At 74.8% G+C, this 24409-nt stretch carries 24 protein-coding genes; 8 read left to right on the top strand and 16 right to left on the bottom strand.

What is annotated here, in order from left to right; translation table 11 throughout:
• The first annotated feature begins 8 nt into the window (after positions 1-8).
• From ACZ466_RS52225 to ACZ466_RS52210, 4 genes are all read left to right on the top strand, one after another.
• The gene (locus tag ACZ466_RS52225; RefSeq protein ID WP_378289693.1) at positions 9-995 is read left to right on the top strand and encodes a GNAT family N-acetyltransferase; all 987 of its coding nucleotides are present in this window, start codon (positions 9-11) and stop codon (positions 993-995) included.
• Positions 996-1397: 402 nt separating this feature from the next.
• Positions 1398-1790, top strand: coding sequence for an HNH endonuclease (locus tag ACZ466_RS52220; protein WP_464042305.1), 393 nt, complete (start codon positions 1398-1400; stop codon positions 1788-1790).
• 493 nt (positions 1791-2283) lie between these two features.
• A complete protein-coding gene (locus ACZ466_RS52215) occupies positions 2284-3258 on the top strand; it encodes a coiled-coil domain-containing protein (RefSeq protein WP_378289689.1) in 975 nt (324 codons plus the stop codon).
• Positions 3259-3295: 37 nt separating this feature from the next.
• Positions 3296-4120 carry an endonuclease/exonuclease/phosphatase family protein gene (locus ACZ466_RS52210; RefSeq protein WP_378289688.1) on the top strand — a complete coding sequence of 275 codons (825 nt, stop codon included), beginning with the start codon at positions 3296-3298 and terminating at the stop codon, positions 4118-4120.
• On the opposite strand, the gene ACZ466_RS52205 is transcribed toward ACZ466_RS52210, so the two are convergent.
• The 10 genes from ACZ466_RS52205 to ACZ466_RS52160 form a co-directional block, all read right to left on the bottom strand.
• Entirely contained in the window at positions 4114-5169 is a 1056-nt protein-coding gene (locus tag ACZ466_RS52205) for a Gfo/Idh/MocA family oxidoreductase (RefSeq protein ID WP_378289687.1), read from the bottom strand. The two genes, ACZ466_RS52210 and ACZ466_RS52205, sit on opposite strands and share 7 nt — an antisense overlap.
• 71 nt (positions 5170-5240) lie before the next feature.
• On the bottom strand, positions 5241-6383 hold the full coding sequence (locus ACZ466_RS52200) for an acyl-CoA dehydrogenase family protein (RefSeq protein ID WP_378289686.1): 1143 nt from the start codon (positions 6381-6383) through the stop codon (positions 5241-5243).
• Positions 6380-8677 carry a molybdopterin-dependent oxidoreductase gene (locus tag ACZ466_RS52195; protein ID WP_378289684.1) on the bottom strand — a complete coding sequence of 766 codons (2298 nt, stop codon included), beginning with the start codon at positions 8675-8677 and terminating at the stop codon, positions 6380-6382. Before ACZ466_RS52195 ends, ACZ466_RS52200 begins: the two co-directional genes overlap by 4 nt.
• Complete coding sequence (locus ACZ466_RS52190) at positions 8674-9090, bottom strand: 4Fe-4S binding protein (RefSeq protein WP_378289682.1); 417 nt, start codon at positions 9088-9090, stop codon at positions 8674-8676. Before ACZ466_RS52190 ends, ACZ466_RS52195 begins: the two co-directional genes overlap by 4 nt.
• Positions 9087-10679, bottom strand: coding sequence for an FAD-binding protein (locus tag ACZ466_RS52185; RefSeq protein ID WP_378289680.1), 1593 nt, complete (start codon positions 10677-10679; stop codon positions 9087-9089). The genes ACZ466_RS52190 and ACZ466_RS52185 overlap by 4 nt, the downstream gene beginning before the upstream one ends.
• A complete protein-coding gene (locus tag ACZ466_RS52180; protein WP_378289678.1) occupies positions 10676-11464 on the bottom strand; it encodes an ABC transporter ATP-binding protein in 789 nt (262 codons plus the stop codon). The genes ACZ466_RS52185 and ACZ466_RS52180 overlap by 4 nt, the downstream gene beginning before the upstream one ends.
• The gene (locus ACZ466_RS52175) at positions 11464-12447 is read right to left on the bottom strand and encodes an NrtA/SsuA/CpmA family ABC transporter substrate-binding protein (protein ID WP_378289675.1); all 984 of its coding nucleotides are present in this window, start codon (positions 12445-12447) and stop codon (positions 11464-11466) included. Before ACZ466_RS52175 ends, ACZ466_RS52180 begins: the two co-directional genes overlap by 1 nt.
• Positions 12448-12525: 78 nt before the next feature.
• Positions 12526-13320: an ABC transporter permease gene (locus ACZ466_RS52170; protein WP_378289673.1), complete on the bottom strand. Its 795-nt coding sequence runs from the start codon at positions 13318-13320 to the stop codon at positions 12526-12528.
• On the bottom strand, positions 13317-14303 hold the full coding sequence (locus ACZ466_RS52165; protein WP_378289671.1) for an ABC transporter substrate-binding protein: 987 nt from the start codon (positions 14301-14303) through the stop codon (positions 13317-13319). The genes ACZ466_RS52170 and ACZ466_RS52165 overlap by 4 nt, the downstream gene beginning before the upstream one ends.
• A gap of 35 nt (positions 14304-14338) precedes the next feature.
• Complete coding sequence (locus ACZ466_RS52160; RefSeq protein ID WP_378289668.1) at positions 14339-15508, bottom strand: LLM class flavin-dependent oxidoreductase; 1170 nt, start codon at positions 15506-15508, stop codon at positions 14339-14341.
• Between the two features lie 92 nt (positions 15509-15600).
• Here ACZ466_RS52160 and ACZ466_RS52155 point away from each other — a divergent pair, with 92 nt between their 5' ends.
• Together ACZ466_RS52155 and ACZ466_RS52150 are read left to right on the top strand one after the other, a co-directional pair.
• Complete coding sequence (locus ACZ466_RS52155; protein ID WP_378289666.1) at positions 15601-16104, top strand: cupin domain-containing protein; 504 nt, start codon at positions 15601-15603, stop codon at positions 16102-16104.
• Positions 16101-16910, top strand: coding sequence for an IclR family transcriptional regulator (locus ACZ466_RS52150; protein ID WP_378289664.1), 810 nt, complete (start codon positions 16101-16103; stop codon positions 16908-16910). Before ACZ466_RS52155 ends, ACZ466_RS52150 begins: the two co-directional genes overlap by 4 nt.
• Positions 16911-16967: 57 nt before the next feature.
• Here the strand turns inward: ACZ466_RS52150 and ACZ466_RS52145 are convergent, their stop codons facing one another.
• Positions 16968-17762, bottom strand: coding sequence for a class II aldolase/adducin family protein (locus ACZ466_RS52145; RefSeq protein WP_378289661.1), 795 nt, complete (start codon positions 17760-17762; stop codon positions 16968-16970).
• Positions 17763-17961: 199 nt separating this feature from the next.
• Between ACZ466_RS52145 and ACZ466_RS52140 the strand changes: the two genes are divergently transcribed.
• Positions 17962-19140 carry a helix-turn-helix domain-containing protein gene (locus tag ACZ466_RS52140; RefSeq protein ID WP_378289659.1) on the top strand — a complete coding sequence of 393 codons (1179 nt, stop codon included), beginning with the start codon at positions 17962-17964 and terminating at the stop codon, positions 19138-19140.
• The gene (locus ACZ466_RS52135; RefSeq protein ID WP_378289657.1) at positions 19137-19988 is read left to right on the top strand and encodes an LLM class flavin-dependent oxidoreductase; all 852 of its coding nucleotides are present in this window, start codon (positions 19137-19139) and stop codon (positions 19986-19988) included. The genes ACZ466_RS52140 and ACZ466_RS52135 overlap by 4 nt, the downstream gene beginning before the upstream one ends.
• 25 nt (positions 19989-20013) lie before the next feature.
• On the opposite strand, the gene ACZ466_RS52130 is transcribed toward ACZ466_RS52135, so the two are convergent.
• From ACZ466_RS52130 to ACZ466_RS52110, 5 genes are all read right to left on the bottom strand, one after another.
• On the bottom strand, positions 20014-20409 hold the full coding sequence (locus tag ACZ466_RS52130; RefSeq protein WP_378289655.1) for a YkvA family protein: 396 nt from the start codon (positions 20407-20409) through the stop codon (positions 20014-20016).
• A 37-nt stretch (positions 20410-20446) separates the two neighbouring features.
• Positions 20447-20986: a hypothetical protein gene (locus tag ACZ466_RS52125; RefSeq protein WP_378289653.1), complete on the bottom strand. Its 540-nt coding sequence runs from the start codon at positions 20984-20986 to the stop codon at positions 20447-20449.
• A 104-nt stretch (positions 20987-21090) separates the two neighbouring features.
• Positions 21091-21945, bottom strand: a complete 855-nt coding sequence (locus tag ACZ466_RS52120; RefSeq protein ID WP_378289651.1) for a helix-turn-helix domain-containing protein — start codon at positions 21943-21945, stop codon at positions 21091-21093.
• Between the two features lie 58 nt (positions 21946-22003).
• A complete protein-coding gene (locus tag ACZ466_RS52115; protein WP_464042299.1) occupies positions 22004-22753 on the bottom strand; it encodes a hypothetical protein in 750 nt (249 codons plus the stop codon).
• Positions 22754-22968: 215 nt separating this feature from the next.
• Complete coding sequence (locus ACZ466_RS52110; protein ID WP_378289647.1) at positions 22969-24375, bottom strand: aldehyde dehydrogenase family protein; 1407 nt, start codon at positions 24373-24375, stop codon at positions 22969-22971.
• Positions 24376-24409: the final 34 nt, after the last annotated feature.

Genomic DNA, 24409 nt, shown 5'->3' with positions numbered 1-24409 from the left:
ACAGGCTGATGGACGTCATCTCGCTCGATGATCCGACCGACGCCCAGATCGGGCAGTGGCACGCCGTGCTCGAGGCCGTCCACGCCGGCGACCCCGCGGGCGAGCCGGCCCCGGCCAGGGAGCAGACGGCCGAGCACCTGCTGGGCGCGCCGCACCAGCGCCTGTGGGCCGCCGTCGAGGGCGGCGAGGCGGTCGCCGTGGTGGTCCTGCGACTACCCGGCGGGCCGGGGGCCGACCGCCCCGGCGAGATCGACATCCGGGTGCACCCCGCCCACCGGCGGCGCGGGCTGGGCACCCGGCTCATGGCCGTGGCCGCCGAGGGCCTGCGCGCCGACGGCCGCACCAGCGTCATCGCCCAGGTCCTGGCCGGCACCCCCGCCGTCCCGTTCCTGGAGTCGCACGGCTTCGTGTGCGTGCTCACGCTCAGCGGCCTGCTGCTGCGCCTGGACGACCTGCCGCCCGACCGCGTCCCCGCGCTGGTCGCCGCCGGCCCGCCCGGATACCGGCTGGTGCGCTGGCGCGGCTCGGTGCCCGACCGGTACGCCGACGCCCTCGCCCGCGCCAAGCACGCCATGGCCGACCTCGCCGAGTACGAGGGCCTGCCGTGGAACGCCCGGCGCGTCCGGGAGATGGCCGACATGGTCGCCAAGCGCGGCGACGACCTCTACACGGTCGCCGCCGTGCAGGGCTCGACGGTCGCCGGTTTCACCGAGATCGTGGTGCCCGCCGAGGCCCCCGAGCGCGCCGCCCAGTACGACACCGCGGTCGTCCCCGAGCACCGCGGCCGCCGCCTCGGCATCTGGGTGAAGGCCGCGATGCTGCGGTGGCTGGCCACCGAGCGCCCCGAGGTCCGCGAGATCGAGACCGACAACGTCGGCGACAACGCGCATATGCTGGCCGTCAACGAGGAACTGGGATTCCGCCGCCAGCGCGAGTCCCGCGAATACCAGGCGGCCGCCCGCGACCTCCCGAGCATCCACAGATCGCCCCTCTAGTTGTGTTCCCGAGTCCCGGCCTACGGTGCTCGCCTGGCGGCTCGCGCCTGACCGGGCCTTGGCGAGCGCGGCATCGCTTCGCGATCTGGCCGGTGATGCTCGCCTCCGGCGTCGCACCACCGCCCGGGTAACGCGCTCGCGTGGTCCCTCAGCCCGGCCGAAAATGCGTTGCCGCCCGCAACGAGGATCGGCACTCTGAAGGAGGTCTTCGGAAAGTCCGCGGGGCCGGGAAATTAGCGGATCATTCCTTTCGTGTTCAATGGTGGTCGTCGTGCCGTTAAGGCCGGCGGACCATTGCTGGGACGGACGGGCGCCGGGCCCGCGGGCGGAGTGGACGCGACGGGGAGGAGGTGGCCGATGAACGTGCTCGTACTGAACGCTTCGTATGAGCCCTTACAAAACGTGGACCTGCGGCACGCCATCCGCATGCTGGTGCGCGAGGTGGCCGTCGTCGAGGAGGCGGAGGAGGGCCGGACGATCGGCCGGTTCCCCGTGCCGCGGGTGCTGAGGCTGGTCAGGTACGTCGCCATGCGGTGGCGGCACGGCAGGCGCCCGCCGTGGAGCAAGCGCGGAGTCTACCTGCGCGACCGCGGGGAGTGCGGGTACTGCGGCAAGCGCGGTCACACCATCGACCACGTCCTGCCGCAGTCGAGGGGCGGCGGCGACACCTGGGAGAACACCGTCCTGGCCTGCGGCAGGTGCAACAACCGCAAGGGCAGCCGCACGCCGCGGGAGGCGGGCATGAAGCTGCGCGTCAAGCTCCGCGTCCCCCACTGGAACGAACTGGTCCGCTGAGCGGGGGCGGTCTGCCGGCCGCCCCCGCCCGGTCCCCGCACCCTTCACGAGGTGCCTCCGGCCCCCGGCTTCCGGTCGCTTCATCTCTCGGCCCTCCGTGTCGTCTTCTCCGAGGTCTGTGGAGCCCTCAGGCCCCGCCGCGGGTTGCGGGACGTTCTTCCCCACCCGCCGATGCGTGTGCTCGGGCGGTGGTGCGCCGGGGGCGGAGCGTGACGTGCGTCGCCGGATCGAGGGCGGGCGCCGGTGCCGCCGGGGTGTGATGTGGTCGTGATCTGAGATCGAAAAGGTCCTTGTTTTCAGGGGGTGTGGCGCGATCCCCGGTGGGCATTTTAAGGATTGGTCATGCGGGGAGTAGTTTCTGTGTAACGCTATGTGTTGTCGAGAGCGTCAAGGGCGAAATGGGTGATTGTGGTAGCGTGCCGCCAATCTTCTCGTTGGTGCTAAGGAGAAATCAGTGGCGGCCCTCGATCCTCACGGCAGCGCACGGAGCTCGTTGCGTGCGCGCGCGGCGCGGAGCTGTGCCGTCATCGCCCTCCTCGCGGCGGCCTCCGCCGCGCTGCCGGCCGGCCCTGGCAGCGCCGCCGGGCTGGCCCTCGCGCCCGACGACCCCAAGGAGCTCGCCAAGCTCGAGAAGCGGGCCGCGCAGCTATCCAAGGACTACCGCGGCGAGCTGGTCTCCCTGGACGAGGCCAAGACGGCCGCGCAGCGCGCCCGCAAGGACGCCGAACGGCTCGCGCGGGAGTTCGAGGTCGCGCGGTCCGACGTCCGCCGGATCGCCGCGTCCACGTACATGACCGGCAGGCTGGACACGACCACGATGGTGTCCGCCGACGACCCGCGGGCCGCCGTGCGCGACGCCGCGGTCATCGAGCACATGTCGCGCAACAACGGGATGCGGCTGCAGAGCCTGGAGACGCTGTCCGTGCAGGCGGCCCAGTCGCAGCGGACGGCCAAGACCAAGGTCGACCAGGTGCGCAAGGAGGTCGAGGACCTGGAGGGCCAGCGCGCACGGGTCAAGAAGCTCCTGGCCAAGTACAAGCCGGAGGCCCCCGTCGCGCCCAGCAGCCCGGCGGGCAGGCCCGACGGCGCCGGCGGCACCAAGTCGAGCATCATCGGCAACTCGATGACCGCCCGCATGCGCACGGCGATGGTGGCCATCGACTCCAAGTTCGGCCCGTTCCCGGCCATCGGGTGCGCCCGGCCCGGCGACGCGCAGGACCACGGCAAGGGCCAGGCCTGCGACTTCATGGAGAGCACGGGCGGGCAGATGCCCAGCGCCTCCGCCCGCGCCCACGGGGACGCCGTCGCCCAGTACGTGATCGACAACGCCTCCCGGCTCGGCATCAAGTACGTGATCTGGCGCCAGCGCATCTACGACATGCGCGGCAGCGGCGGCTGGCGCCAGATGGAGGACCGCGGCAGCATCACCCAGAACCACTACGACCACGTCCACGTGTCCGTCCTCTGACCTGATCCCCGCGCCGCCGTCATGGCAGGCTCGGCGCATGGACTACGACATCGAGCGGCCGTACGGCCCGCTGATCGAGACGACGGCGCGGGTGGCGTCGTGGAACGTGTGGGCGCGCCACGGCCCCTGGCCGGAGCGGGAACGCGCGATCATCGCCGTGCTCGCCGCCGCGGCCCCCGACATCGCGGTGCTGGTGGAGGCATGGGAGGACGGCGCGGAGACGCAGGCCGTCCGGCTGAAGGAGGCACTGGGGCTGCCGCACCACCGGTTCGGCGGCGCCGACCCGGCGTCCGGGGTGGCGATCCTGTCGCGCTGGCCGCTGACCAGGTGGGACATGCGGCGGCTCGGCGGCGCGGAGCTGACCGTCGCGGACGCGGGGCTGGCGGTGTTCGCCCGGGCGGAGGGGCCGCGCGGCCCGGTGCAGGTGTTCGGGGTCGCGCTCGGCTGGAAGCTCGGCCACAGCCGGCAGCGGCAGGAGCAGGTGCGCGACCTCGGCGCGTTCGTGCGGTCGGCGGCGGGCCACGAGGCTCCGGTGGTCGTCTGCGGTGATTTCAACGCGCCCCCCGACAGCGACGAGATCCGCATGCTGACCGGCCGTGCCGCGGTGGCGGCGCCGGGCGTGGTGTTCTACGACGCCTGGGAGGCGGCCGGCGACGGCACGCCCGGACACACCTGGTCGGGCGCCAACCACTGGACGAAACCGGTGCTGTGGCCCGATCGCAGGATCGACTACGTCTTCTCAGCCTGGCCCCGGGCGGGCGGTGCGGGGCATCCCGTCCACTGCGAACTGCTGGGCACCGAGCCGGTGGACGGCGTCATCGCCTCCGACCACTACGGCGTGCTCGCCGACCTCCGCTACTGACCCGCCCCCGGCCCCCCGGCGTGCTCGGCGGCCTGCTCGATGGCGGTCTCGATGATCTCAAGGCCGATGATCGCGTCGTCGAGGGCGACCGGGGGAGGGGCGTCGCCGCGCAGGGCCCGGGCCACCTCGGCGTAGAAGTCCTGGTACGCGCCCGGGAGGGTGGGCTCCGGGCGGTCGGCCGTGGGCGTGCCCAGGCGGCCGTACGCCTCGGGCGGCGCCTGCCCCCAGCCCGCGTCCTTCGGGGTGCGGCCGGCGCGCAGCGCCTTCTCCTGGCCGTCCATGCCGGAGACGGTGTACGCGGCGTCCGACCCCAGCACCCTGAAACGCGGCCCGAGCTGGGCGGCGGTCGCGCTCATCCACAGGTGCGAGCGGACCCCGCCGTCGTGGGTGAGGGCGAGGAAGACGTCGTCGGCGGTGGCCGCGCCCGGACGGCGGACGTCGATCTCGGCGTAGACCCCGCGCGGGCGCCCGAACAGGGTGATCGCCTGGTCGATGAGGTGGGAGCCCAGGTCGAAGAGGATGCCTCCCGCGTCGAGCGGGTCCGTGCTCTCCTTCCACCCGGCCGAGACCTCGGGACGCCAGCGCTCGAAACGGGACTCGAAACGGCGCACGCCCCCGAGGGCGCCGTCGGCGACGAGCCGCCGCAGGGTGCGGAAGTCGCCGTCCCAGCGCCGGTTGTGGAACGGGATGACCGGCAGCCCGCGCACGGCCGAGAGCGCCGCCAGGGAACGGGCCTCGTCGGCGGACGCGGCGACCGGCTTGTCCACCACCACCGGGAACCCGGAGGTCAGCGCGGTACGGGCGAGCGGGGCGTGCTGCCGGTTGGGCGCGGTGACCACGACCAGGTCGTAGTCCTCGGGCGTCTCCCACAGCCGGTCGGCGCTGTCCAGGACCTTCGTCCCGGGGTAGCGGCGCCGCGCGGCCTCCTGCCGCCCGGGGTTCCTCGTGACGACGGCGGAGAGCCGCAGGTCGGACACCGCGTCGATGAGCGGCGCGTGGAACACCGCGCCGCCGGTGCCGTAGCCGATGAGTGCCACCCGCAATGCCATGCGCCGATCATTTCGCACGTCCCGGGGCCGGGTGCGCGCCGGGTCCGTCTCAGTGCCGTCTCAGGGCTTCTTCAGGGGGTCAGGGCGGTGCTCCCGGCGTCGAGGAGGATGGTGTCGTCCTGCGGCGTGTGGATCCGGCTGCACAGCACGTTGCGGTAGTGCCGTTCCAGCGGGTTGCGGCGGGACAGCCCGGGGTTGCCGGTCAGGGAGAGCGCCAGCTCGACGGCCTGCATGGCGTTCCCGGTGACGGTGTGCTTGATCAGCCCGGCCCGCGCGGTGTCGGGCGCGGTCAGCAGGGCGTCGTTGGCCAGCAGCAGCCCCTCGACGCGGCCGACCGCGGTCTGGAAGCGCGGCAGCGTCGCCAGCGGCCTTCCGAGGTTGGACGGGGCGCGCTCGTTGAGGTAGCCGACCAGCCAGTCGCGGGCGGCGCGGGCGACGCCGTCGTAGATCGCCGTGATCAGCAGCGCGTTCCAGAAGGCGACCCAGGGCGCCGGGCGGGACGGGCGGCCGGTCGCGGGCGCCAGCTCGACGGCGTGGCCGGCGGGCACGGTGACGCCCTCCAGGATCACGTCGTCGCTGCGGGTGGCGCGCATGCCCAGGTGGTCCCAGGTCGGCTCGACGCGGTAGCCGGGCGTGCCCGCCGGGACCAGGAACGATCCGGCGGACGGCTCGTCGCCCGCGGTGCGGGCCCAGACCAGCAGCCAGCGCAGCCCGGGGATCCCGGTGGAGTAGATCTTGTGGCCGCGCAGCGTCCAGCCGTCGCCGGTCCGCTCGGCGACGGTGCCGGGCAGGCCGCCGCGGGCGGGGGTGCCCAGGTCGGGCTCCACCCGCAGCCCGTTGATCAGCGCGACCCCCTCCAGGGAGCTGCGCTGCACCTCGGCGCGGACGCCGGGCGGCCAGGCGTTGTCCGGGTGCCGCAGCGCCGCGTGGTTGATCAGGTGCATGGCCAGGACGAGCGCGACCGACGGGTCGGCCGCCCCGACGGCGCGGACGACCCGGATCGCCTCGGGCAGGTCGGCGCCGCCGCCGCCCAGTTCGGCGGGCACGGTCAGGTTCAGCGTCCCGGCCCGGTGCAGCGCCTCGAACGCCTCGAACGGGAACGAGGCGTCGCGGTCGTGCTCCGCGGCCCGGTCGGCGATCCCGGCGAGCGCGTCCTCGAACGCGGCGGAGGCGCCCGGGGCGGCGGGGGCGGTCGTCTCGGCGGGCAGGGTCATCGCGGTCTCCTGACGATGGGCGGCGGTGCGGTGTGGCGGAGCGGCGGGAGCGGGCCGATGTGGCGTTCGACCTGGACGAACGCGTGCTGCCCGCTGCACCCCTGCGACAGCACGGAGGTCGGGGCGTCGGCGGTGAGGACGTTCGGGTTGCCGTGCACGCACAGGCCGCCGAGGTCGTCGGCGGGGTCGTACCAGGCGCCGGTGGCGAGCTGGACGACGCCGGGCCGCAGCGCGTCGCTGAGCCGCGCGCCCGCCAGGCAGGCCCCGAGGTCGTTGAACACCCGGACCACGTCGCCGTCGGCGATGCCGCGGGCGCGGGCGTCGGCGGGATGGATCCGGATCGGCTCCCGTCCGGAGACCTTGGAGTCCCGGCTGGTGGCGCCGGGGTCGAGCTGGCCGTGCAGCCGGGTGGCGGGCTGGTTGGCGATCAGGTGCAGGGGGTGGCGGCCGGTGGGGCGGCGGCGCGGCGGCAGCCACGCCGGGTGGCCCGGGCAGTCGGCGTACCCGAAGGCCGCGATGACCTCGGAGATGAGCTGGATGCGGCCGCTGGAGGTGTCGAGCGGACGGCCCTCGGGGTCGGCGCGGAAGTCCGCGAACAGCGTGCGGTGCTCCGGGCCGGACGGCAGGACGTACTCGCCGGCCTCCCAGAACGCGGCGAACCCGGGGACGTCGTGCCCCCGCGCGACCAGGTCCTCCCGCCAGGTCTCGTACAGGTGCTCCAGCCACTGCCGGACGGTGCGGCCCTCGGTGAACGCCTCGGCCGCGCCCCCGCCCAGCCGCCGCGCCAGCCCCGCGAGGATCGCGTGGTCGTCGCGGGCCAGGCCGAAGGGCGCGGCGGCGCGCCGCATCGCGATCAGGTGGGTGTCGCGCCGCCCGCCGCCGATGTCGTCGCGCTCCAGCGTGGTCGTCACGGGAAGGACGATGTCGGCGTGCCGGGCCGCGGCCGTCCAGTACGGCTCGTGCACCACCACCGTGGCGGGCCGGCCGAACGCGCGGCGCAGGCGCCCGAGGTCCTGGTGGTGGTGGAACGGGTTGCCGCCCGCCCAGTACACCAGCCGGACGTCCGGGTAGGTCAGGCGCAGCCCGTCGTAGTCGTAGGTTTCGCCCGGACGCAGCAGCATGTCCGCCACCCGCGCGACCGGGATGAAGGTCGCGACCGGGTTCTCGCCCTGGGGGAGATGGGGGAGCCGCAGGTCGGGGCCGTGGTCGCCGACGTCGCCGATGGAGCCGTAGCCGTGCCCGAACCCGCCGCCGGGCAGGCCGATCTGGCCGAGCATCGCCGCCAGCGCCAGCCCGGCCCACACTGGCTGCTCGCCGTGCTCGATCCGCTGCAGCGACCAGGTCACGGTGACGAGCGTGCGCGTCGCGGCCATCCTCCTGGCCAGCCCGACGATCGCGTGCGCGGGGACGTCGCAGATCGCGGCCGCCCAGCGGGCGTCCTTGGGCGTGCCGTCGGAGGCCCCGCGCAGGTACTTCTCGAAGTCCTCGAAGCCGGAGCAGTACCGGTCGAGGAACGCCCGGTCGTGCAGGCCCTCCGCCAGCAGCGTGTGCGCGAGCCCGAGCATCAGCGCGGCGTCGGTCCCCGGCCGGATCGGGTACCAGCGTGCCGCCGCGCTCGTGGGCGCGTCGTCGCGCAGCGGGCTGACCAGTGCCACCTCGACTCCGGCGGCGCCGAGCGACTCCAGCGCGGCCGAGGAGGCGTGCCGGGTGACGCCGCCGGGGGTGACCGCGACGTTCTTGGCGGGCAGCCCGCCGAAGGCGACCAGCAGCCGGGTGTTCGCCAGGATCGACGGCCAGCTCGAGCCGCGCCGCAGCACCGCTCCGGCGTCGCCGACCAGGTGCGGCAGCAGCACCAGCGAGGTGCCCAGGCTGTAGGAGTTCCGGGAGGAGGTGTAACCGCCGATGATGTTGAGGAAGCGGTGCAGCTGGCTCTGCGCGTGGTGGAACCGCCCGGCGCTGGACCAGCCGTAGGAGCCGCCGTAGACCGCCTCGTTGCCGTGCTCGCGCCGCACCCGGTCCAGCTCGCCCGCCACCAGGTCCAGCGCCTGATCCCAGCCGACCTCGACGAACTCCTCGCGGCCGCGCCGGTCGGAGGGGCCCGGGCCGTTCTCCAGCCAGCCGCGCCGGACGGCGGGCGCCGCCACGCGGGTGCGGTGCCGGGCCGCCGCCGCCACGTTCCCCAGCAGCGGCGAGGGAGCCGGGTCCTCCGGATGCGGCCGCACCAGCAGCGCTCCATCGGTTCCGGTGGCGACCTGGTACGCACCCCAGTGCGAGGTCGTCGTGGACCACTTCATGAGGTCTCCTCCTCCGCGACGTCCCCGCCATGATCGCCCGGACGCGGCGGGCCGGGATGCGGCGGGGCCTCGCCGAGCAGCCGGTACGCGGTCGCGAAGATCTCGCCCATCCGCCAGCTCTCGTTGGGATGGGCGCGGCGGTGGCGGCCCCACCCGGAGTCGCGCCGGTACTGCCCCGGCCAGTCGGTGCCGGCGATCTCCTCCTCACGCGCCGCGACGGGACGACGGCAGTCGGGGTCCACGTACAGCGTGTCCGCCGGGCAGTAGAGCTTGCACATGAAGCAGGTCTGGCAGTCGGCCTGCCGCGCGATCACCGGGACGCCGCCGGGCCCGGTGTCGAACACGTCGGTCGGGCACACCCGCACGCACAGATCGCACCCGACGCAGCGGTCGGCGAGCACCAGCTCGATCATGACGGCCCCACCGGAAGCGGGCGGGTCCTGACTTCCGCCAGGCCGCCGACGGCGACGCGGTGGGCGCGGGCCGGGTCGGCGCCCGGCGCGTCCACCCGCCAGTGCATGCCGCGCGACTCCCGCCGGTGCAGGGCCGCGGCCTTCACCCACCGGCCCATCGCGACCAGCGCCGCCGTCTCGCGCGCCCGCACGGCGGCGCGCTCGGCCCCGGGCCCCGGCGCGGCCGCCAGGTGGTCGCCGATCTCGCGCCACGCCGAGTCGAGGAGGCCGGCGGACGCGCGCAGGCCCGCCTCGCTGCGGAACATGTTCTTGCCGTAGGCGTTGAGCTCCTCCCGCACCAGGTCCGTGATCGCGTCCGCGTCCACGGCTGCGGTGGCCCTGGCCGGGCGCAGACCGGCGCGGCCCGCCGGGCGGGCCGGGCCGCCGTGCGGTCCTGAGCGGGCGTGCCGCACGGCCGCCGCGCCCGCCCATGTCCCGGACGACACCGCCCACGCCGAGTTGGGGGAGCCGCCGCCCGACACCGCCCCCACGATGTGCTCCCGGGATGCCACGTCCCCGGCGGCGAACAGGCCCGGGACGCCCGCCGAGCAGCCGGCGCCCGTCACCGCGATGCCGCCCGTCCCGCGGACGGTCCCCTCGCCGAGCAGGGTCACCTCGAACAGGTCGGTGAACGGGTCGATGCCGCGCGGCGCGAACGGCAGCAGGAAGTTCGGCTGGACCAGGTGGATGACGCGGCGGACCTCGTCGGGGGCGCGGTCGAGCCGGGCCCGGACCGGGCCGCGCTGCATGGCCCGGCCCAGCGCCCGCATCCGCCCGTGCTGTCCGGCGGGCAGCTCGATCTCCGCGCCGTCGGCGTCGACGTAGGTGCCGAACATGTACGACATCGAACGGGCCATCGTGGAGTAGGCCGGCGCGAGCGTGTAGTAGTTGGAGAATTCCATCCCGCTGAGGGCAGCCCCGGCCTCGGCCGCCATCAGGTGGCCGTCCCCGGTGTTCCCGCGCGAGCCCAGCAGGTGGGACCGGAACGTGGTGCCTCCGGTGGCGAGGACCACCGCGCCCGCGCGGATCCGCCAGCGCCCGCCCTCCCGGCGCCGCACGCCCGCGGCGCCCGCCACCGAGCCGTCGTCGCGGACCAGCAGCTCCAGGGCGGGGTGGTGGTCGAGGATCCGCACGCCCGAGCGTCGCGCCAGGCCGCGCATGGCGCGCAGGTACTCGGGGCCCCGGACGTTCTGGGCGCGGTCGGGGGCGCCGTCGGGTCCCTTGGGGAAGGGGTAGCGGCCGTCCAGGTCCGGGAGGCGCTGCCAGGTGGTGCGCAGGACGCGCAGCGCCCATTCGGGATCGGACAGGCCCGCGGCGCCCTCCTGGCGCTCGGCGACGGCGCGCCGCCAACGGCCCGGAGGGACGAACCAGTGTGTGACCCCGGCCGTCGCGGTGACCCCGCTCGTGCCGCAGTAGCCCTTGTCGACAAGGATGACCGAGCCGCCCTCCCGAGCCGCCGACAGCGCCGTCCACGTCGCCGCCAGGCCGCCGCCGACGACCAGCACGTCGGCCCGCGCCTCGAGCGCGGCCCGCCCGCCGGGGCGGGTCACGCGCCGCCCTCCCCGGCACCGGCCGCCTCGCCGCCCTCGGAGCCCGTGTCCTCGGTCACGCCCAGCTCGGCCAGGAGGGTGGCGCGCAGCCGCTGGAACTCCGGGTCCTGGCGGCCGCCGCCGCGCGGCGCGGTGATCGCGTGCTCGGCGGCCAGCCGGCCGTCCCGCATGGTCACCACCCGCTCGGCCAGCAGGATCGCCTCGTCCACGTCATGGGTGACCAGCAGCACGGCGGGCCGGTGCCGGTCGACCAGGCGGCGGACCAGGGTGTGCATCTTGATCCGGGTCAGCGCGTCGAGGGCGGCGAACGGCTCGTCCAGCAGCAGCAGCTCCGGGTCGCGGACCAGCGCCCGGGCGAGCGCGACGCGCTGGGCCTCGCCGCCCGACAGCGTGCGCGGCCAGGCGTTCACGTGCGAGGCCAGGCCGACCTCCTCCAGCGCCTCCTCGGCCGCCCCGCGCGCGTCGCGGTCGCGCAGGCCGATCGCGACGTTGCGCCAGACGCGCCGCCAGGGCAGCAGCCGGTGCTCCTGGAACACCACCATCCGCCGCTCCGGGACGCGCAGCGCGCCGCCGTCGGGACGGTCGATCCCGGCCAGCAGCCGCAGCAGGGTGGTCTTGCCGCAGCCGCTCTTGCCGATGAGCGCCACGAACTCGCCGCGGCCGATGGACAGGTCGAGGCCGTCCAGCACGGTCCGCGCCCCGAACGCCCGCACCAGCCCGTCGACCTGGACGGGCGGCTGGACGGGCCGCCGGGCGGGCGGGGCGGTGAGCGTGTCGCCGGCCATCACAGCTTCACCGTGTGCTCGGCGATGTCGATCTTCCCGGAGAGGATCCTGCGCTCGGTGAGCCAGTCGGCGCCCCACTGGAGCTGCCGGATCCCCTCGTCGTTCATCAGCGTGAGGTTCTGCCGGGTGCGGTGCCGGACGATCTGCGCGACCACCTCCGGCGGATACTTGGACACGTCGTTGCCCAGCTCGATGCCCTCCTTGAAGTGGTCGTTCTGCCACTGCTGCTCGACCTGGAACGCCTTGATGACGGCCCGGACCGTGTCGGGGTGCTTCTCGGCGTACTCGCGCCGCACCAGGAACGACCGGAAGTCGATCTGCCGCTCCAGCTCGTCGCCCTCCACGAAGATCGCCCTGGCGCCGTGCCTGATCTCCGCGATCTCCCGGAAGCCCTCCCAGATCGACCAGGCGTCGATCTTCCCGGAGGCGAACGCGGCCGCGGCCTCCGGCGGGTTCATGTACAGCACCTTCACCCGGTCCCGCGGCACCTTGTACTTCTCCAGCGCCGCGACCAGCAGGAACTCGCCCAGTCCGGCCTTGTTGACGGCGACCGTGCGGCCCGCGAGGTCGGCGACCTTCGCGATGCCCGAGCCGGTCCGGGCCAGGACGGCGGTGGTGCGCGGCTCGGTGGTCGCCCACGCCACGTACACCAGGTCGGCGCCGGAGAGGATGGCCTGGTCGGCGGGGGTGCTGCTGCCGCCGAAGCTGAAGTCGGCGGTGCCGGTGGCCACCGCCTGCAGGGTGGGGGCGTGGTTGGGGAAGGGGCCGATCCACTTCACCGTGATGCCCTGGGACCTGAGCGTGCGGTCCAGCACGCCGCGGATCTTGGGGACGGAGATGTTGCCGTGCGTGAGCCGTACCGTGCTCGCCGAGCCGCCGCCCGTCCCGCCGTCCGCGGAACCGCAGCCGGTCAGCGCGGCCAGCGCGCCGAGCCCGGTGGCCGTCAGCACGGTCCGGCGGGTGACGCGGGGATGTTCGATCAATGTGGGTCAACTCCAGGGGACGGGGCACGGAACGGGGCGGCGGAGGGCGACGGGGTGCTGGGGCGGCGGCGGGCGGGGTCAGGCGCTGAGGCCGGCGTAGGTGGCGTGCCAGCTCAGCAGCCGCCGTTCCAGGAGCCGGGCGAGCAGGTCGCAGGCGATGCCGATGACCGCGTACAGCACCACCACCAGCACGATCACGTCGACCTGCAGGAACTCGCGGGCGTTGGTCGCCATGAAGCCGATCCCGGCGGTGGCGCCGATGGTCTCCGCGATGACCAGGGCCAGCCAGGCGTGGGTGAGCGAGAGCCGCAGCCCGCCCAGGATGGAGGGCAGCGCGCCGGGCAGGATCACCCAGCGGACCCGTTCCAGCCGGCCCTGCCCCACGACCCGGCTCATCTCCAGCAGCCTGGGGTCGATCTGCCGGATGCCCAGCACGGTGTTGAGGTAGAGCGGGAACGCGGTGCCCAGCGCGATCAGGAAGATCTTGCCGGACTCGCCCACCCCGAACCACACGATGACCAGCGGCAGCACGGCCAGGAAGGGGATGGCGCGGACCATCTGGACGCTGCGGTCCACCAGCGCCTCGGCCACCCGCGACAGCCCGACCGCCACGCCCAGCGCGAGCCCGGCCGAGGTGCCGATGGCGAAGCCGGACGCCGCGCGGCGCAGGCTGGCCAGCAGGTGCCGGGGCAGTTCCCCGTTGGCGGTGAGCTCGGTGGCGGTGGCCGCGACGGTGCTGGGTGCCGGCAGCACCTGCGTGGGCAGGACTCCGCCGCGGGCCAGGGCCTCCCAGAGCGCCAGCACGCACACCGGCGCGAGCCAGGAGACCGTCCTGTACGGGAACGTGCGGGGCAACGCGATCGACGTGCTCACGGTGCCGCCGCCAGGTTCCGGTAGACGTAGGGCCCGAGGTCGCGGCGGCCGCTGACCACGCCCGCCGTCACCCAGGTGTCGTGGGTCCGCTGCAGCTGCCCGGCGAACGCGTCGTCCATCGCCAGCCGCCGGTACTTGGCCTCCTCCGGCTGCACCTGGGCCGCCACCGACTCCGGCTGCCCGGCGAACTCGGCGAACCACCTGGTGAACGGCCCGGGGTTCTGCCTGCCCCAGGCGTAGCCCTTGTCGACGCGTTCGGCGAAGTCGGCCATCGCCTTCACCTTGCGGCCGTCGCCGAGGGCGGTGTCGGTCGCGCTGAGCACGTACAGGCCCGCGTTGATGCCCCGGCCGTCGAGCAGCACCCGCGCGCCGAGCTGCCCGCGCGTGCGCGCCGCGAAGACGCCCCAGGTCACCCAGGCGTCCAGGCGCCCGGTGGAGAACGCGGCGCTGGCGTCGGCGGGGGCGAGGTAGTTGAGCTGCACCTCGTGCGCGCCCACACCGGCCTGCTTGAGCGCCCCGAGCAGCAGGTAGTGGGCGACGCTGCCCTTGGTGCTGGGGGAGACCCGCTTGCCCCTCAGGTCGGCCACGCTCCGGACGGGGCTGTCCTTGGGCACCAGGATGTAGGTGCCGGTGCCGCCGTTGCTCCAGGCCGCCACCGCCTTGATCTTCGAGCCGCCGGCGATGGCGGCGACGGTCGGCGAGTCGGCGGCGCCGCCGATGTCGACGGCCCCGGCGCGCAGCGCCTCGTGCAGGTGCAGCGCGGCGGGGAAGCGGGACCACTGGATCTTGTACGGCAGGTCGTCCAGGAGCCCGGCCGCCTCCAGCCGCGACTGCGTGATGCCGGTCTGGTCGCCCACCCGGAGGGTGACACCGCCGGACGCCCCGTCCGTCGCGCCGGCCGGGCCCGTCCCGCACGCGGCGGCGGCGAGCGCGAGCACGGACGCGCCGAGCGCGGCGGTGAGGGCCTGTCGCCGGTTGCGCATCTGCTTCCTCTCCCTGGTCGGTGCGGCCGGCGCGCTCACCGGGCGGCGGTCTCGGACCCGGCCCCTGCCCCGGTGCTCTGCAGGGGGTCGTTGCGGGAGTCGCCGGGACGGGACGCCTCGCGCGCGGCGAGCTCGGAGCGCACCAGGGGCAGCAGCCGGCGGCCGTAGTCCACCGCGTCCTCCAGCGGCTCGTAGCCGCGGATCAGGATCGTGGTCACGCCGATGTCGATGTAGTCCAGCAGCGCCTGGGCCACGGTCTCCGGGCTGCCGACCAGGGCCGTGGAGTTGCCCGCCGCGCCGGTCGCCCGCGCCGTGGCCGTCCACAGCGCGCGGTCGTGCCGCTCGCTCTTGTCCGCCGCGGCCAGCAGCCGGTGCGACCCGACGCCGCGCTCGTCGGCGGGGTAGCCCGACAGCATCGCCCCGTCGCGGCCGGTCGGCGAGGTCCGGCCCTCGATGGTGGCGAGGATGCCGTGCGCCCGCTCCCAGGCCTCCTCGTCGGTACGGCCCAGGATCGGCCGGAACGACACCGAGATGCCCAGCTCGCCGGGGTCGCGCCCGTGGGCCGCCGCCGAGGCGCGCACCGAGGCGATCTGCTCGGCGGTCTCGGCCAGCGGCTCGCCCCACAGCGCGTACACGTCGGCGTGCCGGCCGCCGACCCGGTAGGCGTCCGCGGAGGAGCCGCCGAAGTAGATCGGCAGCCGCCCGCGCACCGGCTTGACCTTGGAGTGCGCGCCCTCGAAGCGGTAGAACTCGCCCCCGTGGTCGATCGGCCCCTCCGCGGCCCACACCCGCCGGACGATCTCCAGGTACTCGTCGGTGCGGCGGTACCGCTCCGGCTTGCCCGCGTAGTCGCCGTCGCGGCGCTGCTCGGTGTCGCTGGCGCCGCTGATCACGTGCAGCGCCAGCCGCCCGCCGGTGAACCGGTCGAGGGTGGCCAGCTTGCGCGCGGCCAGGGTGGGCGAGACGAAGCCGGGGCGGTGGGCCAGCAGCAGGCCGAGCCGATCGGTGTGCGCGGCGGCGTACGAGGCGACCGAGAAGCCGTCGGCGTCCCAGGAGTGGTAGCCGATCAGCACGCGGTCGAATCCGGCCTCCTCGTGCGCCCGGGCGAACTCGCGGGTGTAGCCGGGATCGATCTCCGGTCCCCGGGGCGGCCGGATTTCGGACGCGTCCGCCGTCCGGATCATCCCGATGAACTCGACCGTCATAACCGGCCCTCCCATATCGCGGTGTCGATGTGCCGCATTGTAGTAATCTCTACTAATAAGGTCAAGATACTAGAGAATGCGAGAATCGGACCGTGACCGACGACACCTGGACCTCGGAGCCGGCGCGCGGGGCGCGCACGGCGGGCACGGCGGCCTGGCACGGGCGGATCGAGCACGTCCGCGGCGGCGAGCTGGGCTCCTACACCGCGCAGACCTCGGGGATGCGGCGCTTCGAGGCGATCTCCGGCACGACCGTCGGCTCCGCGCGGCTCTGGATGGGCCGCACCCATGTCGGCCCCGCCACCAACTCCGGCGACCACCACCACGGCGAGGCCGAGACCGCGATCTACATCGTCTCCGGGCACCCGGTGTTCGTGTTCGCCGAGGGCGACCGCGAGGTGCGGGTGAAGACCGAGCCGGGCGACTACATCTTCGTGCCGCCCTACGTCCCGCACCGGGAGGAGAACCCCTCCGCCGACGAGGAGGCGGTCGTGGTCATCGCGCGCAGCACGCAGGAGGGCATCGTGGTCAACCTGCCCAGCCTGTGGGCCGAGGTGGAGCGCCCCGGCGACCACGACGCCGGCGCGGGCACATGACGGAGGTCCCCGGCGGGAACGGGGGAACCGGGGGCGAGGCGGCGGGCGCGGCGTCCGCCCGGCCGGGCACGCAGGCGGTGGACCGGGCGATCGCCGTGCTCCGCTCGTTCGAGAGCGCGCCGCAGCAGACGCCCACGCAGATCGCGCACCGGCTGGGCCTGACCGTCAGCACCGCGCACCGCATCGTCCGCGCCCTGCACGCCGCCGGCATGCTGGGCCGCGACCCGCGCACCGACCGCTACTTTCTCGGCCCCGCCACCGCCATCCTCGGACGGCTCGCGCTGGAGCGCATGGGCACCACGCTCATGCAGCCCGAGCTGACCGCGCTGCGCGACGAGACCGGCGAGGCGGTCAGCCTGGGCGTGCGCGTCGGCGACGAGGTGGCCGTGCTGGTGCAGATCCCCTCGGTGCACCCGCTGCGGTACGACCAGGAGCCCGGCGCGCGCAACCCGATCCACGTGTGCGCGATGGGCAAGGCGCTGCTGGCCTACGACGACGCGCGGGTGTCCATGGCCGAGCCGTACCGCCGCTTCACCCCCGCGACGATCACCACGCGGGCCGGGCTGGACGCCGAGCTCGGCCGCATCCGGCGCCGCGGGTACGCCACCAACGACGAGGAGCGCATCGTCGGCGTGCGGGCGCTGGCCGCGCCGATCCGCGGCCCGGCCGGGCAGGCGGTCGCCGCCGTGACGCTGCAGGGGCCCGCGGTGCGCTTCACCGACGAGCGCCTGCCCGACCTTGCCAAGGCCGTGACGGCGACCGCCGAACGGCTGACCGGGCTGTACGCGGGCGCGGGCCTGACCTGAGACCGCCCGCGGCCGCGTACGGCCCGGCCCTGCCCGGTGCCGCGGCCGATCGGCCGGTCAGTCGAACAGGTCGGGCTGCTCGCGGGTGATCTGGTCGAACAGCGGCTGGTAGTTGATCCACCCGACCAGGTCGTTGCCGATCTGCTGGTGGGTCAGCGCCGCGTTCTCGTGCTCGATCGGCACCACCTGGCCGGCCGCCTTGGCCAGCAGCTGCACCTGGCACGAGCGCTCCATGGTGATGAACCACCAGGCGGCCGCGTCCACCGAGTCGCCGACGGTGAGCAGGCCGTGGTTGCGCAGGATGACGGCCTTGTGGTCGCCGAGGGCCGCCGCGATGCGCTTGCCCTCCTCCAGGTCGGTCACCACGCCGGTGTAGTCGTCGAACAGCCCGTGGTCCTGGTAGAACGCGCACACGTCCTGGGTGATCGGCTCGAGCCTCTGCCCGAGCGCCGAGATCGCCCGGCCGTGGGTGGAGTGGCTGTGCGCGGCGGCCACCACGTCGGGACGGGCCTGGTGCACCTGCGAGTGGATGGCGAAGGCCGCCTCGTTCACCGGATAGCGGCCCTCGACGACCTGCCCCTGGTGGTTGACCAGGATCAGGTCGCTGACCTTGATGTGCTTGAACGACATCCCGAACGGGTTCACCCAGAAGTGGTCGGTGTGCTCGGGGTCGCGGGCGGTGATGTGGCCGGCCACGCCCTCCTCGAAGCCGAACTTGCCGAAGACGCGCAGCGCCGCGGCCAGCCGCTCCTTGCGGTGCCGCCGCTCCTCCTCCACGGTCTCGAACGTCGGCGGCAGCCGGAAGATCAGGTCGGTCGCGAGCTTGTCGAGGAACTTCTCGTCGTCGGACATGGGGCGGCTCCTTCGGGACGAGCCCCGGGCGGGCTCGGGCGCGGGTCCACGGTGGCTGGCTCGGGGAGCGGGCCGGCTAGTCGTGCCACCGGCTCGCCTGACCACACCGAACCCCACCCGGGGCGGGCTCGTCTAGGCTGGTCGGGGTCAAGGGGCGTGGCGGTGGTTGTCCGCGCGGGACAACCGTGGCGGAGGGGCGATGGCGGACGTCGAGGGCTTCCTCCGGCTGCTGGCCGCCCGCACCGACGACCCCGAGCTGCTGGAGTCCACGGTGCGCGCCGCCCGCGGCAGGTCCGAGCTGGTCGCGGCGCTGCCCGAGGAGGAGACCCGGCGCCACACCCGCGCCCTGGTCCAGGGCGTGCGGGCCGCGCTGGAGGGGGGCGGCGAGCCCGGCGAGGAGGTGCTGGCCGCCGCCGAGCGGCTCGGCTCCGACCGGGCCCGGCAGGGCGTGCCGGTCGCCGCGTTCCTGGACGGCTTCCAGGCCGGCCGCGCCCACCTGGTCGGCGCGCTGATCGAGGAGGGCCGGCGGCTGCGGGTCCCCGCCGAGGCGCTGCTGGACGGCGTCACCCGCATCGACGCGATCACCACCGCGCTGGTCCACCGGATGGTCCACGCGCACCGGATCACCGAGCTGGAGATGGCCCGCACCGCCCGCGAGGGCCGCCTCCAGGCGCTGCGGCAGCTGCTGCACGGGGAGCCCGCGGCCGTCCCGGCGCCGCTCGAACCGGGCGGGACGTACCACTGCGTGGTGTCCGACATCAGCGATCCCGCCGTCGCGGGGCGGCTGGAGGGGGTGCTGACCTCGGCGGGACCGGCCCTGTGCGGGCTGGTGGACGGCCGGCTGGCCGGCCTGGTCGCCCGGCTGCCCGATCCGGCGCTGCTGCGCGGCCTCGCCCGCCCCCAGGGGACGGGCCATCCGCTCCTGGTGGCCTCGCCCGCCGTCCGCCCCGCCGCGGTCGCGCCGCTCTACCGGCTGGGCCGCCGCGCGCTGCGCGCCGGGGCCGCGTCCGGGCTGACCGGGCTGCGGCCCCTCGCCGACCTCGCGCTGGTCACCGCCGCCGAGGGCGAGGCGGAGCTGGGACGGCTGCTGGCCGCCCGCCTGCTGGACGGGCTGGACCCCGTCGACCCGTTCCACCGCGAGCTGGCCGAGACCGCGCTGGCCTTCCTCGACCACGGCGGCCGCATCGAGCCCACGGCCGCCGCGCTGCACGTCCACGGCAACACCGTCAAGTACCGGCTGCGGCGCTTCCACGAGCTGACCGGCGGCACCCTCGCGCCCGCCGCGCCCCCGGCCGGCGCGGTCGCGCACACGGTGCACTGGTGGTGGGCGCTGCGCGAGTGGATCAGGCGCCCGCCGGGTGATGGGATGGGCGCATGAAGATCAGCACCGTGATGTGGCCGGAGCGGTCGTGGCCCGAGGCGGGCGACGAGTGGCGCCGCGCCGAGGACCTCGGCTTCACGACCGCGTGGGTGTACGACCACACCGCCTGGCGGGGCGCCACGCCCTGGTACGACGCGTACACCACCCTGGCCGCCGCGGCCGCGGTGACCTCCCGGGTCCGGCTGGGCACGCTGGTCACCTCGCCCAACTTCCGGCATCCCGTGCCGACCGCGCACGCGGCCAAGACCATCGACCACGTCAGCGGCGGGCGGCTCACGCTCGGCATCGGCTCCGGTGGCGTCAACCGGACCTCCGACGGCGGCATCCTCGGCGGCCAGGAGTGGACGCCGCGCGAGCGCGCCGCCCGCTTCGCCGAGTGGGTGGGGCTCCTCGACCGGCTCCTGACCGGGCCGGAGACCACGGCGGAGGGCGAGTACTACTCCGCCCGCGAGGTCGTCACCGGGCCCGGCTGCGTGCAGCGGCCGCGGGTGCCGTTCGTGATCGCCGCCAACGGCCCCAGGGGGCTGCGGCTGGCCGCCCGGTACGGCTCCGGCTGGGTCACCAACGGCCGCCGCGACGGCGCCGCCCCGCTGGACGTCGTCCGGGAGCAGCTCGCCGGGCTGCGCGCGGCGTGCGAGGCCGAGGGCCGGGACTTCGGCGAGATCCGCCCGCTGTTCCTGACCGGGTTCACCGACGAGCCGTGGCTGGAGTCGCCCGGGGCGTTCGCCGACCTGGCCGGCCGCTACGGGGAACTGGGTTTCGACGAGATCGCGCTGCACTGGCCGCGGCCCGGCACCCCCTGGGACGCCGACATGAAGGTCTTCGAGGCCATCGCCGCGGGGTGACGCCGTCCCGGGCGCCCCGGGGCGGTCAGCCGTCCTCGAGCGGCCGGGCCCGCCGCCGCGCCATCTCCTGCCCGGCGGCGAGCACCAGCCACAGCAGCGCGCCGGCGTCGTCCACCACCCCGACCGGCAGGAACACGTCGGGGACCAGGTCGATCGGCGACACGATGTAGACGACCACCGCGATCATGGCGAAGATCTTGCCCTTGCCGGTGCGGTAGGGCGCCGGCGCGGCCCCCGGCCCCCGCGCGACGGCCCGCCGCGACGCCCGGCGCAGCCGCAGCAGGCCCGCGACGAGCAGCACGGCGCCGGCGACCATGACGGCGGCGCCCGCGGCGGTGAGGTCGACCCCGCCGAGCGAGCCGTCGGCGGTGAGCGCGAGCACGCCGCCCGCGACGAGGGCGGCGAGTCCGGCGACGATCATGGGGCACCTCCGGGGGGACGCCGGACCCGTGCCCGGCTCACATCCGGTATTGCCCGCCTTCCTCGCCCCATTCACCGAACGGCGGATCCTCTCCGGCGTCCAGGGCCGCGAACACCGGTTCGTCCAGGAGCACGAACACCAGCCGCCGCACCTCCAGCCGCCGGGCGGCCGCCGCGGTCGCGCCGAGGTCGGGCCCGGTCCCGGCGAACGCCAGGTCGGCTCGCTCCGCCCAGCCGGGGAACGCGGCGAACTCCGGCGCCCAGACGGCGGTGCGGTGGCCGGCGACGATCCGGTAGCCGTAGACCCCGCCGCCCGCCGGGAGCGGATCGACGTGCAGCGGACCGTGCCGGAAGGGCGCCACGGCGGGCGGGCGCATGCCCGTCTCCTCGGCGATCCGGTGCAGGCCGGGGTGCGCGCCGCCGTCGCGGACGAGCCAGGCGTGTACGTTCTCGGGCGGTTCGGAGCCCGCGCCGCCGTCGATCCCCACCCGGGTGTGGCCGTACTCGACGAGCAGGCCCGCCGGGGCGAACCGGGGCGACCGCGCCGCTCCGACACCGAGCAGGATCAGACGCGGCATACCTGGATCGATACCCCGGGACCGGCCCCGTCCACCCCCGGCCGGAGACGGACCGCCGCGGCGGTCGGCCAGGGCGGCCATGCCAGGGCGTTCACGCGGAGGCGTCAGGCCGGGGCCGGGACGAGGTCGGCGCCGACGTCGAGGGGCTGGGGCCGCAGCTGGGTCAGCAGCTCGGTCGGGGTGCAGCCCGCCAGCGCGCGGAACTCGCGGTTGAGATGGGCCTGGTCGTAGAAGCCGCAGCGGGCGGCGACGCCGGCCCAGCCGGGGTCGCCGCCGGCCAGCAGGTCCAGCGCCCGCTGGAAGCGCAGCACCCGGGCCATCACCTTGGGCGGCAGGCCGACCTGCTCCTTGAAGCGGTGGGTGAGATGCCTGCGGCTCCACCCGACCTCGCCCGCCAGCTCGGCCACCGGCGCCATTCCGCCGGTGGCCTCCAGCACCTGCCAGGCCCGGACGACCTCGGCGGCGGGGGAGGGGCCGATCTCCAGCCGGTGCAGCAGGAACCGGTCGAGAAGGTCGAAGCGTTCGGGCCAGCCCGGCTCCCCGGCGAGCCGCTCCACCAGCTCGCCGGCGGCGGGGCCGATCAGGTCGGCCAGCTCGACCGCGATGTTGGTGAGCAGCGCCATCGGAACCCCGAGCAGGGTGTAGGCGCCCAGCGGGGTGAGGTCGAGCTGGACGCCGCGCTGGCCGCCGGGATGCTCGTAGGAGCCGTGCGCGTCGTACAGGCCCGAGACGAACGTGCCGTAGTGCCCGGACCCGGCGCCCGGCACGGTGAGGCGGAGCGGCGTGCCCAGACTGATGATCACGACGGCGTGCCGGCCGGGCAGGGTGCGCATGCGGCTGGGGACGACGGTGTCCTCCCAGTAGCCGTCGTAGGAGGCCAGGAACGGGCGCAGCGCCGGATGCGGGCGCGCCTGCGCCAGCCGCCAGCCGCCGCGGTCCTCCATCCTGACTTCTCTCACCGGGCCAGTCTCGCACCCGCCACCGACAGAACACCCGGTCCGCGCGCGGGAGGCGGGGTCACTCGTACATCTGGCCGCACACCGCGATCCGGGCGAGGTCGCCCCAGGTCATGGTGGTGATCTCGCGCACGTACGAGCGGGCGGGCGGCGCGCCGTCGGCGGCGGGCAGCGGCACCCGGGCGCCGTCACCGGCGTCCCAGCCGCCCAGGCTCCCCGCCACGGCGCACTCCAGGTACGTGGCCGGGTCGAAGTTGTACCAGCGCCGCGGGGTCGCGCGGCGGCCCGTGCCGGGCGGGCGCGGCGCGTCCACGCCGAAGCGGGCCTGCGGCCCCGGCGGGTGGGCCAGGAAGTCCTCCAGGTCGGCGAGCTGGGAGAGGATCACCCGTTCCCAGTCGGCGTACCCGGCCGGCTCGTCACCCGGCAGCGACAGGTCCCGGGTGCTCCAGGCCGGGCGGTAGTCGGCGGGCGGCACCGCGGCCGCCGCCGAGAACATCGCCGCCACGTCGTCGGACTGGAGCCGCTCGCGACGGCTCAGCGGGCCGCTCACCTTCCACAGCGCGCGCAGGAACGCCGACAGCGACCACGACGCCGCCCGCGCCTCCTGGCCGAGCTGCAGGAAGTGCAGGTACAGCTCCCGGTTGGTGCGGACGGTCGGCGAGGACGGACCCGCCACCCAGTAGGTCTGCTTGTGCGGGACACCGCTCTCCATCGCCAGGACCTGGGCCAGGGCCGAGATCCGGGAGTCGTGCGAGGCCATGTGGACCTGGTTGCCATTGTCGTCCTGGCGCATGACGTCCCAGGTGTGCATCCGGCGCCCTCCGCGGTCGGGGATGTGGCGATTGCGGCCCCCGAGCAGAGAGTGTCCCATTTTCATGGTCGTCCACCAGTCGTGGCGCTATCACTTTCCGGACTCGAAGTCGTGACCTTCCGCACCATGAATACGGGCGGCCGCCCCCGCACGGATCATCGGGGGATCCGTGCGGGGGCGGCCGCCCGGGAGCGCCGCGGAGCGCGGCCCGGCGCTCAGTGCTTGGAGCGGTGGATCACCTGGATCTCGGTGAAGCCGTACAGGCCCCACGGGCCGTTCTCCACGCCGACGCCGCTCCACTTGAAGCCGCCGAACGGCTGGTGCGGGGCCAGCGCCAGGTGGGTGTTGACCCAGGCGGTGCCGCACTCCAGTTGCGCGGCGACCTCGGCGGCGCGGTCGGCGTCGGCGCTCCAGACCGAGCCGGACAGCCCGAAGTGGGTGCCGTTGGCGCGGGCCAGCGCCTCGTCCAGGTCGGTGTACTTGATGACCGGCAGGGCCGGGCCGAACTGCTCCTCGTCGACGATCCGGGCGCCGTCGGCGACGTCGGCGAGGATGGTCGGCTCGAAGAAGTAGCCGGGCCCGTCGACGGCCTTGCCGCCGGCCGCGGCCCGGGCGCCGCCCGCGATCGCGTCGGCGACCAGCTCGCTCACCCGCTCGAACTGCGGCCGGTTGTTGATCGGCCCGTACTCCACGCCCTCGGTCAGGCCGTCGCCGACCTTGGCCGCCGACGCCTTGGCGGCCAGCGCGTCGACCACGTCGCCGTACAGGGCCTCGGGGACGTACACCCGCTTGATCGCCGAGCAGACCTGCCCGTTGTTCATGAACGCGGCGCCGAACACCTTGTCGGCCACCGCCGCCGGGTCGGCGTCGTCGAGGAGGATCGCCGGGTCGTTGCCGCCCAGTTCCAGCGTCACCCGCTTGAGGTCGGGCGCGGCGGCCGCGGCCACCCGCTTGCCGGTGGCCACGCTGCCGGTGAAGCTGATCTTGCGCGGGATCTCGTGCCCGGTCATCCAGGCGCCCAGGTCGTCGCCGCCGGTGACCACGTTGAGCACCCCGGGCGGCAGCACGTCCCGCAGTGCCTCGCCCAGCTTCAGGCTGGACAGCGGGGTGAAGGGGGACGGCTTGAGCACCAGCGTGTTGCCGGCCAGCAGCGCCGGGGCGATCTTCCAGACCGCCAGCAGCAGCGGGTAGTTCCACGGGGTGATCGCGGCGACCACGCCCATCGGGCGGCGGACCACCTCGACCAGCGCGTTGTCGTCGTCCTGGATCACCTCGCGGGGCACCTCGAGGTCGGCGTAGTACTTGAGCCAGACCCCGGCGCCGACGACCTCCATGGTGGCGTCCTGCAGCGGCTTGCCCTGCTCCAGCGTGAGGACGCGGCCGATCTCCTCGGACTTGGCGAACAGGAGGTCGGCCGCGGCCTGGAGGGCCTTGCGGCGCGCGGTCTCGTCCCGCCGCCACTCGGGCAGCGCGTCGCGGGCCGCGGTCATCGCCTCGTCGAGCTGCTCGCGCGAGGCGTCGGGCGCCTGCTCGGCCACCTCTCCGGTGGCCGGGTTGACCACGCCGAACGTGCGCGGCGCGGTCACGGCCCGCCCGCCGATGGTCATCGTGAAGTCGGACACGTGGATCCTCCGGTTCGTGCGCCTACCGAATGAC

This window comes from Actinomadura rugatobispora, assembly GCF_055379765.1.
Note: the sequence above shows the minus strand (reverse complement) of the source record. Positions and strands in the feature narration are given on the sequence as shown.